This is a genomic window from Paenibacillus sp. 1-8, assembly GCF_056316205.1.
Window position 1 is genome coordinate 1,499,508 of record NZ_CM149995.1, and the last position, 15,342, is coordinate 1,514,849.

16 protein-coding genes are annotated in these 15,342 nt (G+C 46.4%); 12 read left to right on the plus strand and 4 right to left on the minus strand.

The window, feature by feature from the left end; translation table 11 throughout:
- Positions 1–10 precede the first annotated feature (10 nt).
- Together AC0WRU_RS06860 and AC0WRU_RS06865 are read right to left on the minus strand one after the other, a co-directional pair.
- Positions 11–586: a class I SAM-dependent methyltransferase gene (locus AC0WRU_RS06860; RefSeq protein WP_476127754.1), complete on the minus strand. Its 576-nt coding sequence runs from the start codon at positions 584–586 to the stop codon at positions 11–13.
- A 590-nt stretch (positions 587–1,176) separates the two neighbouring features.
- Positions 1,177–1,413, minus strand: coding sequence for a hypothetical protein (locus AC0WRU_RS06865; protein WP_476127755.1), 237 nt, complete (start codon positions 1,411–1,413; stop codon positions 1,177–1,179).
- Positions 1,414–1,527: 114 nt separating this feature from the next.
- Here AC0WRU_RS06865 and AC0WRU_RS06870 point away from each other — a divergent pair, with 114 nt between their 5' ends.
- The 4 genes from AC0WRU_RS06870 (at position 1,528) to AC0WRU_RS06885 (ending at position 4,135) form a co-directional block, all read left to right on the plus strand.
- The gene (locus tag AC0WRU_RS06870) at positions 1,528–1,953 is read left to right on the plus strand and encodes a GNAT family N-acetyltransferase (protein ID WP_476127756.1); all 426 of its coding nucleotides are present in this window, start codon (positions 1,528–1,530) and stop codon (positions 1,951–1,953) included.
- 119 nt (positions 1,954–2,072) lie between these two features.
- The gene (locus AC0WRU_RS06875) at positions 2,073–2,564 is read left to right on the plus strand and encodes an NUDIX domain-containing protein (protein ID WP_476127757.1); all 492 of its coding nucleotides are present in this window, start codon (positions 2,073–2,075) and stop codon (positions 2,562–2,564) included.
- A gap of 2 nt (positions 2,565–2,566) precedes the next feature.
- Positions 2,567–3,574 carry a phosphotransferase family protein gene (locus tag AC0WRU_RS06880; RefSeq protein ID WP_476127758.1) on the plus strand — a complete coding sequence of 336 codons (1,008 nt, stop codon included), beginning with the start codon at positions 2,567–2,569 and terminating at the stop codon, positions 3,572–3,574.
- Positions 3,575–3,613: 39 nt separating this feature from the next.
- Entirely contained in the window at positions 3,614–4,135 is a 522-nt protein-coding gene (locus tag AC0WRU_RS06885; protein ID WP_476127759.1) for a GNAT family N-acetyltransferase, read from the plus strand.
- Positions 4,136–4,346: 211 nt separating this feature from the next.
- On the opposite strand, the gene AC0WRU_RS06890 is transcribed toward AC0WRU_RS06885, so the two are convergent.
- Positions 4,347–5,966 carry a hypothetical protein gene (locus AC0WRU_RS06890; RefSeq protein ID WP_476127760.1) on the minus strand — a complete coding sequence of 540 codons (1,620 nt, stop codon included), beginning with the start codon at positions 5,964–5,966 and terminating at the stop codon, positions 4,347–4,349.
- 453 nt (positions 5,967–6,419) lie between these two features.
- On the opposite strand from AC0WRU_RS06890, the gene AC0WRU_RS06895 reads away from it, so the two are divergent.
- The 5 genes from AC0WRU_RS06895 (at position 6,420) to AC0WRU_RS06915 (ending at position 11,026) form a co-directional block, all read left to right on the plus strand.
- Positions 6,420–7,454, plus strand: coding sequence for an FAD-dependent oxidoreductase (locus tag AC0WRU_RS06895; protein ID WP_192511522.1), 1,035 nt, complete (start codon positions 6,420–6,422; stop codon positions 7,452–7,454).
- A 367-nt stretch (positions 7,455–7,821) separates the two neighbouring features.
- Entirely contained in the window at positions 7,822–8,487 is a 666-nt protein-coding gene (locus AC0WRU_RS06900; RefSeq protein WP_476127761.1) for an HD domain-containing protein, read from the plus strand.
- A 170-nt stretch (positions 8,488–8,657) separates the two neighbouring features.
- Positions 8,658–9,719, plus strand: coding sequence for an SPFH domain-containing protein (locus tag AC0WRU_RS06905; protein WP_476127762.1), 1,062 nt, complete (start codon positions 8,658–8,660; stop codon positions 9,717–9,719).
- Positions 9,716–10,768 carry an NAD(+)/NADH kinase gene (locus tag AC0WRU_RS06910; protein WP_476127763.1) on the plus strand — a complete coding sequence of 351 codons (1,053 nt, stop codon included), beginning with the start codon at positions 9,716–9,718 and terminating at the stop codon, positions 10,766–10,768. Before AC0WRU_RS06905 ends, AC0WRU_RS06910 begins: the two co-directional genes overlap by 4 nt.
- Before the next feature lie 78 nt (positions 10,769–10,846).
- On the plus strand, positions 10,847–11,026 hold the full coding sequence (locus AC0WRU_RS06915; protein ID WP_025682442.1) for a hypothetical protein: 180 nt from the start codon (positions 10,847–10,849) through the stop codon (positions 11,024–11,026).
- Positions 11,027–11,128: 102 nt separating this feature from the next.
- On the opposite strand, the gene AC0WRU_RS06920 is transcribed toward AC0WRU_RS06915, so the two are convergent.
- On the minus strand, positions 11,129–12,244 hold the full coding sequence (locus tag AC0WRU_RS06920) for a LuxR C-terminal-related transcriptional regulator (protein ID WP_476127764.1): 1,116 nt from the start codon (positions 12,242–12,244) through the stop codon (positions 11,129–11,131).
- A gap of 311 nt (positions 12,245–12,555) precedes the next feature.
- Here AC0WRU_RS06920 and AC0WRU_RS06925 point away from each other — a divergent pair, with 311 nt between their 5' ends.
- The 3 genes from AC0WRU_RS06925 (at position 12,556) to AC0WRU_RS06935 (ending at position 15,246) form a co-directional block, all read left to right on the plus strand.
- Positions 12,556–13,341 (plus strand): class I SAM-dependent methyltransferase, encoded by a 786-nt coding sequence (locus AC0WRU_RS06925; RefSeq protein WP_476128590.1) that lies wholly within the window; start codon positions 12,556–12,558, stop codon positions 13,339–13,341.
- Positions 13,328–14,413: a saccharopine dehydrogenase family protein gene (locus AC0WRU_RS06930; protein WP_476127765.1), complete on the plus strand. Its 1,086-nt coding sequence runs from the start codon at positions 13,328–13,330 to the stop codon at positions 14,411–14,413. The genes AC0WRU_RS06925 and AC0WRU_RS06930 overlap by 14 nt, the downstream gene beginning before the upstream one ends.
- A 275-nt stretch (positions 14,414–14,688) precedes the next feature.
- On the plus strand, positions 14,689–15,246 hold the full coding sequence (locus AC0WRU_RS06935) for a DJ-1/PfpI family protein (RefSeq protein ID WP_476127766.1): 558 nt from the start codon (positions 14,689–14,691) through the stop codon (positions 15,244–15,246).
- Positions 15,247–15,342: the final 96 nt, after the last annotated feature.

The following is a 15,342-nucleotide window of genomic DNA, read 5'->3' on the forward strand; positions in this document are numbered from 1 at the left end:
TCCCCCTTGCTCATGCTTTTTTCCGGCAAACATAGACAAACGCGGGTGGAATGTTCATGGGCACAAACTTGATTTCCTCAATATCAAACCATTCCCCTAACTGCTGTTTCATTTGCTTGGAATATTGAAAGGCGATAAACATTCCCTGATCCTTAAGCGACAGGTGAATCTGTTCTACAATTTGATCTCGCATCGTTTGTGGAAAATTAAAAAATGGCAGCCCGCTTATAATGCAGTCAAGCTGTTCAATTTCGGCATTTTGCATAGCACGTTGAAGCTCACGGGAGTCGGAATAACAAAGATAATTCGGAAATCTCTTTTTTAAATCTCGTTGCATCGTCTGATCCTTCTCAAAAAGTAGCACCTTGGTTTGTTCCCTGGCAGCAGACGGGATATACTGGGTAATTGCCCCGGTGCCAGCACCAAGCTCGGCAACGGTATGAACTTCACTCCATGGGATTGACTCAATCATTTTTTTGGCTAAAAATCTGGAACTTGGCGTTATACTGCCCACATATGCTGGCGAATGCAAAAATTTAAATAAGAACAGAAATCTCTCGTGAACCAAATGACTAATACGGATCATGAACCGTTTCCCTACTTTCGATTTTCTGAATACGTTCGTTTATTCTCTGCTAAGAGTAACAAATTATACCTTTGCTTGCTCCTGTCTGGAGTAGGGTTCATATCCCCGTCCTGCGGCGGGGATTTTCCTTGACTATAGTCCAAGAAGCAGGGAAAGAGGGGAGGTAGATCGGATGGCAACACCCAAACATATTGTTGCGTCTAGTGTAATCATTTTAAACGAAGAAGGAAAGAAATTCAGCGTATTCTCAGGTTGCATCCAGTTTCGCTACCGATGAAAGAGGGGTGGGCAACTAAAAACATTATGTACACTGAGAGGGCAACTACCTTTTTGTATTTAATTTTACAAAAGATAACCAGTTTCTATCTTGTTACTGTATCTAAATATAACCCTTGAATAATGAAAGGGTGACTTTACATGGAAATATTTATACAATATAAAACAGTCACAGTTAATATAACCTTGCAATTTTTTTTATGTTTAACTCAGGATGTCGTGGATTTTCAGATAAGATATGGAGTTGATCAAGAATGCGTATACGAAGAGGTTTTTCCATTTTGGATAAGTATTTTTGTGCATCAGAGCCTAATTCAATTTCGTAATTCATTTTCAAAATCCTTTAACTTGAAGCTTGTTCCATTGTCAAAATCTTTTTTTGCATTCTTCATAGCTTGGATATCGCTGTCTGTAAGCGGCTCATCGTCATATGGGATGTGAGAGTCTAAAGGGTGATTGATCAGACGTTTGATTAAGTCTGCAACGAGAGGGACATCTTTATCGGGAAGTTGCTGTATAAGTTGGGAGAGTTCCTTTTTGTTTACTGCCATTAATATCAACTCCTTATATGAGAAATGTTGACCACGAATAAAAAGAAGGGTGAAGCCTTAACGTGAATATCTATTTCAAGCGATGATAAATTTTTAATTTGGAGGAACTATGCCATGACATTGGAAAATCAAATGAGTCGAAGCAGTAAGGATGAAGCGCGATTTATCAGGAATAAATTGATTGAATTTAATGCGAAGCACATACCTGAGGATATCCGAACCCGGTACGAGGAGATTAATCTTACCCTCAAAAGCGACGATGGTCAGGTGATCGGTGGGCTTTTAAGTGTGCTGTGCTGGAACTGGGTAGAGGTAGATATTTTGTGGGTAGATCAGAGCTACAGAGGGAAGGGCTATGGTTCACAGTTGCTTGGTGAGATCGAACAAATCGCCAAAGATAAAAAGTGTACTTTTATACAGCTCAACACGTTTACTTTTCAAGGACCCTATTTTTATGAAAAGCAGGGGTACGAAGTGATCGGCGTCATTGATGATGCCCCGCGAGGCTTTAAGCACTATTATTATAAGAAAAACATCTAGCGAGGACCCTATATATGCGGGTAAAGGGAGTTAAAGTATGGGGAATACCATATTTAACCACAATGTGTCGGCTGGAAAGATAGAAGTTATACTACTAAAGAATAGTGATAAAGAAAGGTATGATCGGATTGACCACGGAAGTGACACATAAAATATATACGATGTGCATGATTCAGGACGGAACCAAGGTATTGCTCATCAACAGACCAGATAAAAAAGGTTTTCCGGGTTACATTGCGCCAGGAGGGAAAGTAGAGTTTCCAGAGAGCATTGTCAATGGAGCCATTCGTGAAGTGAAGGAAGAAACCGGACTAACGGTTACGGAGATTGTATTTAAAGGAATTGACGAATATTGCGACCCGAGCCAAGGCTTAAGATATATGGTCTTTAACTATTTAGCTACAGCATCTGAAGGAGAATTACTGGAAAATCCCCCTGAGGGAGAACTGCTATGGGTAGATATGAAGGAAGCGCTAGACTTGCCGATGCAGGATTGGTTTAAGCGGAGATTTCCGTTGTTTTTCGAGCCGGGAACGTTTGAGGTTAGTTTAGTTTGGCTGGCGGATACCGACGAAACGCCGGAAGCAACGATTAAAAATTATGGGGTATAGAGATGACGACGACTATTTATTTTTCATCTAATCGGCTAGGAGAGGTCACGAATGATCAATTGCAGAGGGTGCTAGATCGTTTTGATTTGGGGCGTCTGCTGTCTTCCGGAAAAACGGCAGAAGGAGTGATGGGACAAACTCTCTATATTTCCTCAACGGCTGGACAGTTTGTGTTAAAGGGCAGCCCGCTTTTTTCGGGACAATGGGTGGAAGAAAGATTTATGGTGGAGCAGCTGCACACACGGACTTCAATTCCTGTGCCCACTCCGTATCTTGTGGATGAAACCGGGGATATTTTTGGCTGGAGCTATGCTGTTATGCCCCGTTTAGACGGTCAGCACATACATACACCCGAGTTGCAGGCGAAATGGACTCCGCTGGCTAAACAACAGATTGCTGAGATGCTTGCTTCTGTACTGTTGGAGCTTCACAGCTGGAAGGTTGAGAACAGTGGAGAGCTGGATACAATCAGTCTGGCTATTCGTCCTTTTGAAGTTTCTTATCGGGCGTGGTTGTATGGGCGGATTCGATACTGGCTTGAAGATGCCCAAAAGTACTCGGACATTTCTGAACAGGATATGGCATGGGTAGAGTGTATTTTGGAAGACGCACGCCAAGCATTCGATGATCTGGATACCAGTACATTCGTGATGGGGGATTTTAAACCACAAAATTTTCTTGTGCAAAACGGGGATAACGACTGGAAAGTCAGCGGGCTTTTTGATTTTACGACAGCCTATTTTGGTGACGGGGTTGCAGACCTTCCGAAAATAACCATAATGTATTTGGAGAACGGAGAGGAAGAGCTGGCCAGACGCTTTCTTACAGCTTATTTGAAAGGGATGGAAACCCAAAAAGGATTTGCTGAGCGCTTCCGGGTGCATATGCTGCATCAGCAGATTCTAAATTGGGGCTGTGCCAAAGCGATGAAGCAAGTCACTTGGGATGACAAGCTTTCTTTTGCAGATTGGGCTCGGAAATTCACGGATATCGAGGGTTATGAACACTAGGCAGAAGAATTGAGATTTTAATATGAGGAAGTGATTGACGTGCAAACAGTCAGATTGGTAAAGCCGGAAAACGTATGGAAAGAGGCCTATCTTTCTTTTTATGAGGATTGGAAAAAGAGTCAGGAGCTTATGGTACCGTGGGTGATTTCTACAGAATCGTATGATTTTGAAGGTATGCTGACGTTTTTGAGTAATCAGGAAAATGGAATTGACCTGCCCGAGGGCTGGGTCAAAACCTCAACGTACTGGCTGGTGACTGCCACTGAGCAGGTCGTCGGAGTGGTGAACATCAGGCATAATCTTAATGAAAAGCTGTTGAATGCAGGAGGGCACATCGGCTACGGTATCTGTCCTTCCGCACGGGGGAATAGCTACGCGGTTAGTATGCTTGCGTTGGCACTGGAAAAAGCAAAAGAGCTGGGGATTTCCAGAGCCTTGGTCGTATGCGACTCCGATAATATCGCCTCCAAAAAGACAATCCTTCGCAATGGAGGAACACCGGACAAGGATTACATTGATGAAGATGGAAAACGTATGAATCGATTTTGGATAGAACTGTAAGCAGTATATATACGATGAACAGGAATGTGCAGACGTGATATATAAATTACATTTCGGTGATAGGCAGATAGGGTGGATACATTCATGTAGGGAAAGAAGAAAGGGGCGAGTCCGATTCCGCTTGGTGGCATTCTGGACTCGCCTTTTTTGATGATTAAAGTGAAGATATATATGCTGAGTTTGAAAAAATGTTCAGTCCAGCCGAAGTAGGCTATTTTTGAGGCAATACAATAAACCGTTCGTTATCTGTATTGCTGGCTGATGCACTGGCACGCAGTTGGTTATCGCTCGTAACGCTCACAAAAAGATGATTCTTTTGCGATTGCAGTGTAATTAATCCGTTGGCCGCTTGGGAAACGATAAATTTCTCTGCATCACCTGCTGTTGCACTTCCGGCGGTAAGTAGCTGATCATCGCCTACGGATACGTAGGAGCCTGTTCTTTCGGACTTAAAGGTGTAGAGCTTGTTGCCTATATACTCCAGTGTAAAGGTTTCCGGCTTTTTAATATTACTTTGATCATCCGTTTTAAAACGGTCGGTTTGCACAGTTAACGGTGCTTTTTTGGAAGGAACCGTGACGACGAGCTTGTTTTGGCTCCTTGGCGATAGGGCCACTTTCGTAGATGTCATTTGACGACGGTTATCTTGAGCGCTTAGTAATCCGCCGTAGGATAGATGGTCATTGGTATACCCTTCAAGCTTGACCGTGTCGATAACCTCGCGGGTATAAGTAAGGTTGGAGGCGGGCAAACCTGCTTTATTACGCAAAAAATTGTACGCTTGCTCATACATGGGTCGGAATTCTCCACGGTTATTCGGGGATACCTTGCTGTAACGTCCAGTTCTCCCGTTGGAATCTGTTACATTGGCATTAAACGGAACCGTGTATCCCAAATTATACTTCGCTGTGTATTCCAGACCTTTGACAAGCAGGTTTGAACCGTTCGGGTAGGAATACATATCCGCTCCATTGGCATTGACCGAACGTTGGTTAAAGCCTACTTCAGCTACTTGTACGAGCAGTCCTACCGCTAGCTGATTATGCGCTTGATCGCGTCCGGCTTCCTGTGTCTGTCCCTCACTTGTTTGAATAAAGTTTTGAATTGCGCCATGTCCTTGTCCATTCTTGTAATAATCTACGGCTGTATTGTAAATGGCTTGGTCGTTCATCCATACCCCGTAATCCATCACAAACAGCATACACAGCGCTTCCTGAGCAGCATCCTTTACAAACCCTTTCAGGTATCCAAAATCGCTAACGTTCGGGTAAAATACGTTTGTCATAAGTGCCGAAAAGCGATCCATATCGCGCTGTTGCCAGCCCGCATTGGAGTATCGCAAAATTTCCGCTGCATTGAGCAGCTTATAGCCGTTCAAGCCTGCGGTAATAAAAGCTTCATTGCCCTCGATGCTCTGAAGGGTGCTGGACCAGCCATTCAAAATCGCAATCGCCTTATTTGCGTGTGCCTGATCTCCTGTAATGTACCATTGGATGGCATGATAGTATGCGGCGGAAGAGTCATTTTCCAACTCGTAGGTCCCAGAGGTACCGTGGCTACGATCTGCCCGATAAACGACATTTTGGGGTCTGGGCGTATAGTTTAAGGAGGCCAGACTATTGTCGCGCAAAATATTCCATTCTTCGATCCACGGGGAGGCTTGCGCAGCCACCTGGGCTTTCATTTGATCCAGCTCACTCCGGGTATGTTGCATACCCGGATGAATGAAAGGCTTGTCCTCCGCATGGATACTGACAGGTGGATACGTGAAGCTAAAGAGCAGCAAGGTTACAAGTGAGAATAGGAACATCCTCCATTGTTTGGGTTTCATAGAATCTCTCCTCCTCATCATGATTTGTTTTATCTTCCAACATATCCCTATTATCGGTTAGAGCTATAATATATTTTAGGTTTAAGTAATGAGCTTTCAAAGGAATACCTTGGTTCTCGTAGAATATTTGGGAAACGAACAGTATAGGTGGTATTGTCAACCATATCATGGTGCATGTGCGTAGAAACGCAGCCAGACTCATAGATCCGACGATTACATATAAGCAAGGGATGGAGGATAGCTGAAAAAGCGTTGCGTGCTATAGTTCTGCAATCCCTGAATACCTCAGGAGAATGAGAGAAAGTAACATCCATATAAACCGTATAAAAATGTAGTTCCAAGGTCGCAAAAGCCTTCGAAGCGGATATGTTTTTAATTCTTAATTGATATTGATAATTATTATCACTTATAATAGAAGCAGACATATCACGTTAAGGTAGGGAGAGTTGCAGAGTGACAGAGTCCTTGGAATTATATGATGTAACGATAATCGGCGGTGGTCCTGCCGGTATGTATACTGCATTTTACAGCGGAATGAGGGATATGAAGACCAAGCTGATCGAAGCCAAGCATGAGCTGGGCGGACGGATGCGCATTTACCCGGAGAAGATGATTTGGGATGTTGGAGGTGTCACGCCGATATTATGTGAAAAGCTGATCGATCAGCTAGAGCAGCAGGCGCGGACATTCGAGCCTACGATTGTGCTGGGACAGCAGATCACAGGTTTGGATCGGCAAGAGGATGGAACGTTCCTGCTGACCTCTGCGACAGGGGAACAGCATTGGACACGTACGATAGTTTTGGCAGTAGGCTATGGCATTCTCAAAATGGCCAAGCTGGAGATTGAAGGCGCTGACCGCTATGAGGTTACGAACTTGCATTATACTGTGCAAGAATTGGAGCCGTTCCGAGGCAAGCATGTCCTGATTTCTGGCGGAGGCGACTCGGCTGTGGATTGGGCGAATGAGCTGGAGCCTATTGCCGCGAGTGTGACGGTAGTCCATCGTCGAGAGCATTTTGGCGGACATGAGAAAAATATAGTTCGCATGAAAGCGTCTTCTGTCCAAGTCCTGACACCTTACGCGGTGAGCCAGCTACATAGTAACAATGGCGAGACGATTGAACAGGTGACGATCAGCCATATAGAGACGGGTGAAACACAGATATTGAATGTTGATGCAATCATAGTGAACCATGGTCTGAAATCCGACTTCGGCCCGCTTCGGGATTGGGGACTGGATATGGGTGAGTGGCACGCCAGAGTGAGTGAGAAGCTGGAAACGAATCTGCCGGGGATTTTTGCCGCAGGCGATTTTGTGGAGTACGGAAGCAAGCTGTATCTGATTGCAGGTACATTCACGGATGCTGCTCTTGCGCTGAACAGCGCCAAGCTGTACATTGATCCCGCAGCAGATAAAGTGGCCTATGTATCTTCCCACAACAGCCGCTTCAAAGAAAAAAACCGCGAGCTTGGTGTCGTGGAGTAAGACACGAAAATAAGTTTAATAGAATAGGAATAGGGTAGGCAAAATGCAAAAGAACTTCTATGATCACTAACTTCCATCACAAAGGTTGGATGCCATACACATTATAGAATAAAATGGAGTAGGCGGAATGGTGCTGTACAAGCGAAGCGGTCGCGATGGGAAGCACCATCCGACTGCGCAGTGGCACCATATGAGACTTTTAAGTTCCGGCTTTGGAAGCTTTGCTTGTACATAACAAGGAGCAGAGTATGTCCGCCCGCAAGGCGCTTTCGATGATCCGTAGTAAGCAAATGAATAAGCAAAAGAACAAGGATTAGAAATTTAAATAGCCTGCCATGGAATACAAGGCGGGAGCGGAAGGTGACTTATGGAGAATCGAACAGAGCAACAGGAAGCTATTTTAGCAGATATTATTCAAAAGGCAGAACCCTATGTACAGCAGCAGTTGGAGCATGACCACAGTGGTCACGATTGGTGGCACATTGACCGGGTGAGAAAGCTTTCCCTCGAAATTGCTGCCAAAGAAGGCGCAGATTCGTTTGTTTGTGAACTGGCAGCGCTACTGCATGATGTAGCGGATGAAAAATTAAACGACTCCAAACAAGCGGGGCTGGATAAAGTGGAGCGCTGGCTGCGTCTGCATGTAAGCGATCCGGGCGTGATTACGCATGTGATGACCATTATCGCTACAATGTCCTACAACGGTGGGCAAAATCCGCCTATGAATACGCTGGAAGGTCAGGTTGTGCAGGATGCAGATCGGCTGGATGCACTTGGAGCGATTGGCATTGCGAGGACTTTTATGTATGCAGGCTCAAAAGGCAGCATGATGCATCACCCGGAAAAGGATTTTTCACAGCATGCTTATCGTGCTACGGGGAAGAGTGCCATATACCATTTTTACGAAAAGCTGTTAAAGCTTAAGGATTTAATGAATACCACGTATGCCAAGGAGTTGGCGGCTGTCAGGCATCAATGGATGGAGATGTATTTGGAGCAGTTTTACAGAGAGTGGAATGTGGATGATAAATAAGGTATTTCAATAAGGCTGTTTCCTCTAACCGAGTGTATCGGAGGGGAAGCGGCCTTTCTTTTTTTATAAATGTCATATTGATATTATCGAGGATGTGTGCTATTTTATTGTTAATAACAAATTGATAATAACAAAATAATAAAAACTATAACGAAGGCGAGGCATCTGCCATGTTCGGATTTAATTTTGTGAAATTTCAGCCCAGTGAGTATGTGATGAAGGTGAGAAACGGGAAAGTAGTTCGGGAAGGCGTGGGATTATCCTTTTATTATTACGCTCCAACAACCTCGGTCGTCGTCGCTCCTGTATCTTCTATTGATGTGCCGTTCATATTTGAGGAAATGACCCATGATTTTCAGGCGGTGACTGTGCAGGGGCAACTGACCTATCGGATTGTGGATTACCGGAGAACGACGCAGATTTTGAATTATACGTATGATTTGAAGACCAAACGCTACATTTCGGATGACCCGGGCAAGCTGGCCCAACGGGTGATTAACATTGGCAAGGTGCTCACCAAAAAATATCTGGAGCGGATCCCGCTCAAAGAGGCTGTTCAATCCAGTGAACGTTTGGCCCAAAGCATGACGAAGGATATCGCCCAGCATGCGGAAATCGAAAAGCTCGGCATTGAGGTCATGGGCCTGTCGATTTTGGCGATTTTGCCGAATAAAGAAACAATGAGAGCATTGGAGGCACAGGCGAGGGAGGAAATTCTTCGCAATGCGGATCACGCCCTGTATGAGCGTCGGAATGCTTCCATTGAACAGGAGCGGCGTGTGAAGGAGAATGAGCTGAATACCGAAATTGCAGTAGAGACGAAAAAGAAGCAAATCCGTGAAACCCAGCTCGATGCCGAACGTTCAGTAAAGCAGAAGCAAAGCGAGATGAAGGAGGAGCAACTGCGTTTTGACACGGCTTTGGAGGAGAAAAAACGTGAGCTGATTGAGCTGACCGTAACGAATAAAAAGGCGGAAGCCGATGCCAAAGCCTATGAGCTGACAGCAGTCATGAAATCGTTGCAGGATGTCGAGCCGAACGTGCTTCAGGCTATGGCGAACATGGATATGAGTCCGGATAAGCTGATTGCCATTGCATTCCAGGAGCTTGCAGAAAATGCAGGGAAAATCGGTCAGTTAAACATTACACCTGACCTGTTGCAAGGTCTGATGTCGGGTACGGGAACAGGCGGATCGGAAGGAACGAGAGGATCGGGAGGAAGAGTGCGATGAGCAGTCGGATGACAGAGCACAAGATCATTTTGGTGAAGCGTAAAACACGCCTGGAGGAACTGATTGTCCGGTATAACACGGTGCAGCAGGCCCGTTTTTTTATTGAACGGCTAGGCGCGGATTTCAGTGATTATGTGCTGGAGGATGAAAATTACCGCAGAGCAGCGGCAACGGCAACCTCGGAGCTGACAGCCTTGGGTCGGGTTCAGATTGTGGAGCGGGAGCATGTGCCCAATTTTATTTTTGGTGAGCAGGATACAGTGGTGGTGCTGGGTCAGGACGGGCTGGTGGCTAACACGTTAAAATACTTGACCGAGCAGCCGTTGATCGGTGTGAATCCAGATCCATTGCGTTGGGACGGGGTACTGCTGCCATTTACGGTATCGGATTTGCGCTGGGTTGTGCCAGATGTATTCGTACACAGACGTCCGATCAAGGAGGTTACGCTGGCTAAAGCCCAGCTCAATGATGGTCAGTCGTTGTATGCGGTGAACGATTTGTTCATTGGACGCAAAACTCATGTTTCTGCAAGATATGAGCTGAGGCTGGAGGATCAGGTAGAGCAGCAGTCATCCAGCGGCATCATCGTGTCGACGGGGCTGGGCGCGACGGGCTGGCTGACCAGCGTGCTTGCTGGGGCGGCCGGAATTGTCGGTAGCGCTACGCAGCGTCCGATTTCGCTGACTCCAGATCATCTGGTGTCGGGCGCAGCCTTCCGTCCAGAAGCAGCGGCAGAAGGACGAAAACGGAGCCGGGGGAGCAGCGGGCGCGACTATAGCGGGAATGATAACGATCATCATGATAACCGCGCAACGTGGAGTTCGCCATCGTTATATTTTACGGTGAGAGAGCCCTTTCCCAGTCGGACGACTGCTGCGGATCTGGTGTTTGGTCAGGTGGCAGCCGAAAAACCGCTGCGGATTGCTTCGCAGATGCCGGAACATGGAGTCATTTTCAGCGATGGAGTAGAAAGCGACTTTCTGGAGTTTAATGCCGGGATTGAGGCGACCATTGGTCCGGCAGAGAAAAAAGGGCATCTGGTCGTGTAGAGGTTTGCACAGGGCGGCAATGGGGAATGTTGAGTAAGGTACACATCAATCAGATGAAGTTAAAAAGGAGGAATCAATATGAGCGACCACACTCAAGACGAAGCGAAAATCCGCAACAAGAAGAACGAGGACGGAGATTCCTTGATGGAGAAAAATAAGCTGGAAAACGGCGTAGATATCGAGCCGGAGGCTGACGAATGGATTGCGAAGCCTTCACCTGTGTCCTACGATGATACGAAATCCTCTTCGAACCAATAAGGCTCTTGCGAACAAAGAGAGCAGACATGCAAAGACAGATGATCCTTAATCGGGTCATCTGTCTTTTTGGCATGCATTTATTGTGGCATAGGAGAATTGAAATTAGTTGAATCTGGAATATACCTTCCATACCAGTTCACGGCGGCTGCTTACATCGGTTTTCAAGAAAATCGCTTTCAGATGATCTTGCACCGTGTAGGCTGAAATATGAAGTGCGCTTGCCAGCTCTCGGGTCGATAAGCCTTGAACAATGAGCCGGACAATTTGTCTTTCCCGCTCGGACCATGCATACATCTCGGCCATAAGCGGAAGCATTTCAGAGGCTTTAGCAGGTTCAAACCATACAGCAAGTTGATGCTCACCATTACTTCCCTGTCCGCCTTGAAGGAGGGTGGCTCTGAGTGTTACCCACGGTGTTCCCGCGTCTGCGGAGGGAATACATAGTTTGGCTGGTGAAGCGGAAGTAGTGAAAGCTCCCGGAAGGGCTGTGGATAGTGCCCGAAAGCATACCGCCCGAACGGGCGCGGGGAGGCTACTTTCGTCGATACCTTCCTGCTGCCGAAGCAAATTTAACCACTGGTCTGCCGTTGGATTGGAGGAAATCAGCTCCAGCTTGCCGGAAAGCACCAAAACCCCTGGCTCCATATCATTTTCCATAATTATACCGGGGTCTGGAGATAAGCCCACACTGGCCTGACGCAAATGGTAGGCTATGGATGGCGCTAAGGCTTCAAGAAGCTGCTGGTCCTCTTCACTGAATACCGGCTTTGTATGATGGCGAAACAACGTGAGGAATCCCCAGCAGCTTCCTTTGTACATTAAAGGAATACGTAGCTCATCCCCGAATCCGGCAGGCTGCAAAACATCCCTGTAGCGTGCGCTCCGACCCGGTTCACCTTCCGTGGCTCCGTTGAGAGACGCTATGGAATGCCCTTCCCGTACTAACTGTTCGTATTTCATTACATCATTGCGCAGATATTCGTATTCTAATAGCTTGTAATGAATACCATCCACGCCTGATTCGGTGAATGCCCCCGTGGAAAGCAGCGTATGTGGATCTACTGACGTACAACACGCCGCATCGAATGAAACCTGAGTACGTAAGCGGTCGATGAGCGTATGTTTGTACGCTTGGGATGAAGGAGCTTTTTCTCCCAGTCGAATGATTTGCTGTCGAGCATCCTTTAGCTGTGCCAATGGTGTGAATTGTGCGTTCATAGATTGCTCCTATCGTAAAAAGCTGGAGTTTCGCCAAAGTGTATCGAAGTAAATCCCACATCTGTGGGATGGTGGATATACGTGTGGTTGTTATAATTGAGAATAATTCTTAATTAAATCAACAATATACGAATGCTTGGGGAAGATCAAGGCTAAATGTAAGGCCCAGCTGCATCTTTTTCCAGTTGTTCGAATTTTGGAGGGAACGATATATGGAATATAGCAACAGTAAGCCAAACGATCCTATGGATGCCCATCACACAGTCAACAGTCATCATACAAGCGCTGAACATACGCTTCCTAACCAGTCTATGAGCTGGAACGATCCGAATGTACGCAAGTACCCGGACACGATTTCCTTAAAAATACCGGGATATGCTCATTTGTATGAGATGACTGACCGCTTGATAACCGCACAGCTTGAGGCTCAGGCCCGCACGCAGGCCGCAGATCCGAATGTACTAATCATGGGGGCTGGCGGTGGTCAGGAACTGATCACGCTCGGAGGACAACATTCGGCATGGTCTTTTACGGCAGTTGATCCATCCGAACGCATGCTGGAGTTGGCACGTCAGCGTGTGGCGCAAGCGGGCATAAGGTCAAAAATATCATTTGTCACAGGTACGTTGGGAGAGCTTCACGGAGAACTACTTCAGGAACAGCCCAAGGAGCAGTCTGGACAACCGACCGAGGAAGTACACGCGGAGCTGAATTATGATGCGGCCACCTGCCTGCTGGTGCTTCATTTTCTTCACAGCTTGGAGAGCAAACGGGCATTGCTACAACAGATATCCGCTCGTCTCAAACCGGGCGCGCCTTTTTGCCTGGCCTCCATCAATGGAAATCCACAGGAGCCTGCTTTTGCCATTCAAATGCAAGCGTGGAAAAGCCATATGCTGGATCAGGGCATTCCTCTGGAGGATTGGGAGCGATTCGCTGCTTCCATTGGACGTGAGTCCGACCCGGTGTCCAATACGGCTATACAGGAAATGCTGGTGGATGCAGGCTTTACCCATATCACCCGGTATTTTGGTGCATTTTTAGTGAATGCGTGGTTTGCAGTTAAAGGGGGAGAATTTACTCATGACAAAGAATAACATTATCATCATTGGCGGATACGGTCATGTCGGAAAAATTTTATGCACAGAACTAAGTGAAATGTTTCCCGGCAAGGTGTTTGCCGCAGGGCGCAGTATGGAACGTGCCACTGAATTCAGCAAGCAATCGGGTGGGAAGGTGCTGCCTTTACAGCTTAATATTCATGAGCCGATAGCCCCGTCTATTTTAAAGCAGGCCAAGATCGTTATCATGTGTCTGGATCAGGAAAATACAGACTTGGTACGTGCCTGCCTTCAGCATGGGGTGCACTATATGGATATTACCGCGAATGCAGCCTTCTTGAGTCAGGTCGAGCGGTATCATCAGGAAGCACGAGCTTATCAGGCTACTGCCCTGCTAAGTGTGGGGCTGGCCCCCGGACTGACGAATCTGTTGGCGCTGCAAGCGACGCAGCTTATGGATCAGACAGATGAGTTGAACATATCTCTGATGCTGGGCTTGGGAGACAAACACGGTCAGGCTGCCATTGAATGGACAGTGGATCAGATTCATACGGATTTGGAGGTTATGGAACAGGGGCGCCCGGTGATTCGAAAAAGCTTTAGCGACGGGCGAGTGGCAGATTTCGGCGCAGGTGTGGGACGCCATCGCGCATATCGTTTTCCTTTTTCCGATCAGCAGACACTTCCACATACGCTCGACATTCCCACGGTCAGCACCCGTCTGTGTTTCGATTCGCGGTTGACTACCCGCCTTCTGGCAGGGCTTCGGACCACAGGAATATCGGGTCTGCTTCGACGGTCGTCCGTGCGTAATGCAGTAGTTCGCAGCTTTAGCAAGCTGCATCTGGGAGGGAACGCGGTGGCGGTCAAGGTGGACGCGCGAGGAACTCTCCATGGCAAGATAACGAAAGTCGAATGCCAACTAAGGGGACATCATCAATCCGATTTAACCGCCAAGGCAGCCGTCTTTGCAGGGCTAGCGCTATACCGCTCTGAGCTTCCTCATGGTGTATTTCACATGGAGCAGTGTTTTTCGTGGAATCGTATGCGGGAATGGCTGGGGCAGCAGGTAGCCGTAGATATTCAGGTGAATGGACAGCAAGTATAGAAGTCATATTTTCTGACCCAAGAGGGACTTATGTCATCCAAGCTTATTCGGCAACTCATTGCGAATGGGTCTTGGATTCCTTTTCCTGTTAGATTACACTAGAGAGAAGTACATATTTTTGGAAGGACCTGAGACAACTCAGATAGATTCGGCAGAAGTGTTATGAAGAAATTGATTTTGATTCCGTAAAGAAAGTTCGATTTTGGAGCAGCTTGTGTGAATGAATGGTCAGAAAGCTGTGTAATTATTCTTATTTTATGAGGAGTACATGTGGCATGAAAACATACGTATTTATTTACGAAGGTTTTGTACAGTTTGAAATCATGTTGGCAACATATTTTTTAAAAACACGTGGAGAAATTATCCCTTTTGCGATTAGCACAGATCCTGTTACTTCATACGAGGGTTTTTCAATTCTTCCGTTTTGCTCAATAGAACAAGTGGATATGGAGAGTGTGGATCTGCTGGTTATTCCGGGTGGTGACATAAGCGGAGTTGTCGCGAATAAGCATCTGCACAAATTGCTCCAGCAGTTGCATCAGAATAAAAAAGGGATCGGAGCTATATGTGGAGGTACATTATTGTTGGGTCAGGCGGGTGTGCTGAATGGGCGCTCATTTACGACTAACGTAGTTGAAGAGATGGAGAAGCTTGGCCCGCAGGGAACATTCGTAAATACCAATGTTGTTACAGATGGACATATCGTTACAGCCAAGGCCAACGCCTATGTGGATTTTGGTATTGAATTGGGAAAGCTCATGGACATTTACGAAAATGAGCAGGATCTGGAAGAGACTATTTCATTTTTTAAGTATTTTGAACCGTTAAATTAGAACGAGGGTCGACTTCCGGAAGAATACTAAAAACCTTGCTTATCATTTTCTTGTCTGTATTTTTCTTGCTTTTGCTGATCGGAGTTGTTCAATTTG

Excerpts from the sequence above, each read along its gene's own strand:
- AC0WRU_RS06860 (WP_476127754.1), bottom strand. The coding sequence starts at position 586 with ATGATCCGTATTAGTCATTTGGTTCACGAGAGATTTCTGTTCTTATTT.
- AC0WRU_RS06865 (WP_476127755.1), bottom strand. The coding sequence starts at position 1,413 with ATGGCAGTAAACAAAAAGGAACTCTCCCAACTTATACAGCAACTTCCC.
- AC0WRU_RS06870 (WP_476127756.1), top strand. The coding sequence starts at position 1,528 with ATGACATTGGAAAATCAAATGAGTCGAAGCAGTAAGGATGAAGCGCGA.
- AC0WRU_RS06875 (WP_476127757.1), top strand. The coding sequence starts at position 2,073 with ATGATCGGATTGACCACGGAAGTGACACATAAAATATATACGATGTGC.
- AC0WRU_RS06880 (WP_476127758.1), top strand. The coding sequence starts at position 2,567 with ATGACGACGACTATTTATTTTTCATCTAATCGGCTAGGAGAGGTCACG.
- AC0WRU_RS06890 (WP_476127760.1), bottom strand. The coding sequence starts at position 5,966 with ATGAAACCCAAACAATGGAGGATGTTCCTATTCTCACTTGTAACCTTG.
- AC0WRU_RS06900 (WP_476127761.1), top strand. The coding sequence starts at position 7,822 with ATGGAGAATCGAACAGAGCAACAGGAAGCTATTTTAGCAGATATTATT.
- AC0WRU_RS06905 (WP_476127762.1), top strand. The coding sequence starts at position 8,658 with ATGTTCGGATTTAATTTTGTGAAATTTCAGCCCAGTGAGTATGTGATG.
- AC0WRU_RS06910 (WP_476127763.1), top strand. The coding sequence starts at position 9,716 with ATGAGCAGTCGGATGACAGAGCACAAGATCATTTTGGTGAAGCGTAAA.
- AC0WRU_RS06915 (WP_025682442.1), top strand. The coding sequence starts at position 10,847 with ATGAGCGACCACACTCAAGACGAAGCGAAAATCCGCAACAAGAAGAAC.
- AC0WRU_RS06920 (WP_476127764.1), bottom strand. The coding sequence starts at position 12,244 with ATGAACGCACAATTCACACCATTGGCACAGCTAAAGGATGCTCGACAG.
- AC0WRU_RS06925 (WP_476128590.1), top strand. The coding sequence starts at position 12,556 with ATGAGCTGGAACGATCCGAATGTACGCAAGTACCCGGACACGATTTCC.
- AC0WRU_RS06930 (WP_476127765.1), top strand. The coding sequence starts at position 13,328 with ATGACAAAGAATAACATTATCATCATTGGCGGATACGGTCATGTCGGA.
- AC0WRU_RS06935 (WP_476127766.1), top strand. The coding sequence starts at position 14,689 with ATGAAAACATACGTATTTATTTACGAAGGTTTTGTACAGTTTGAAATC.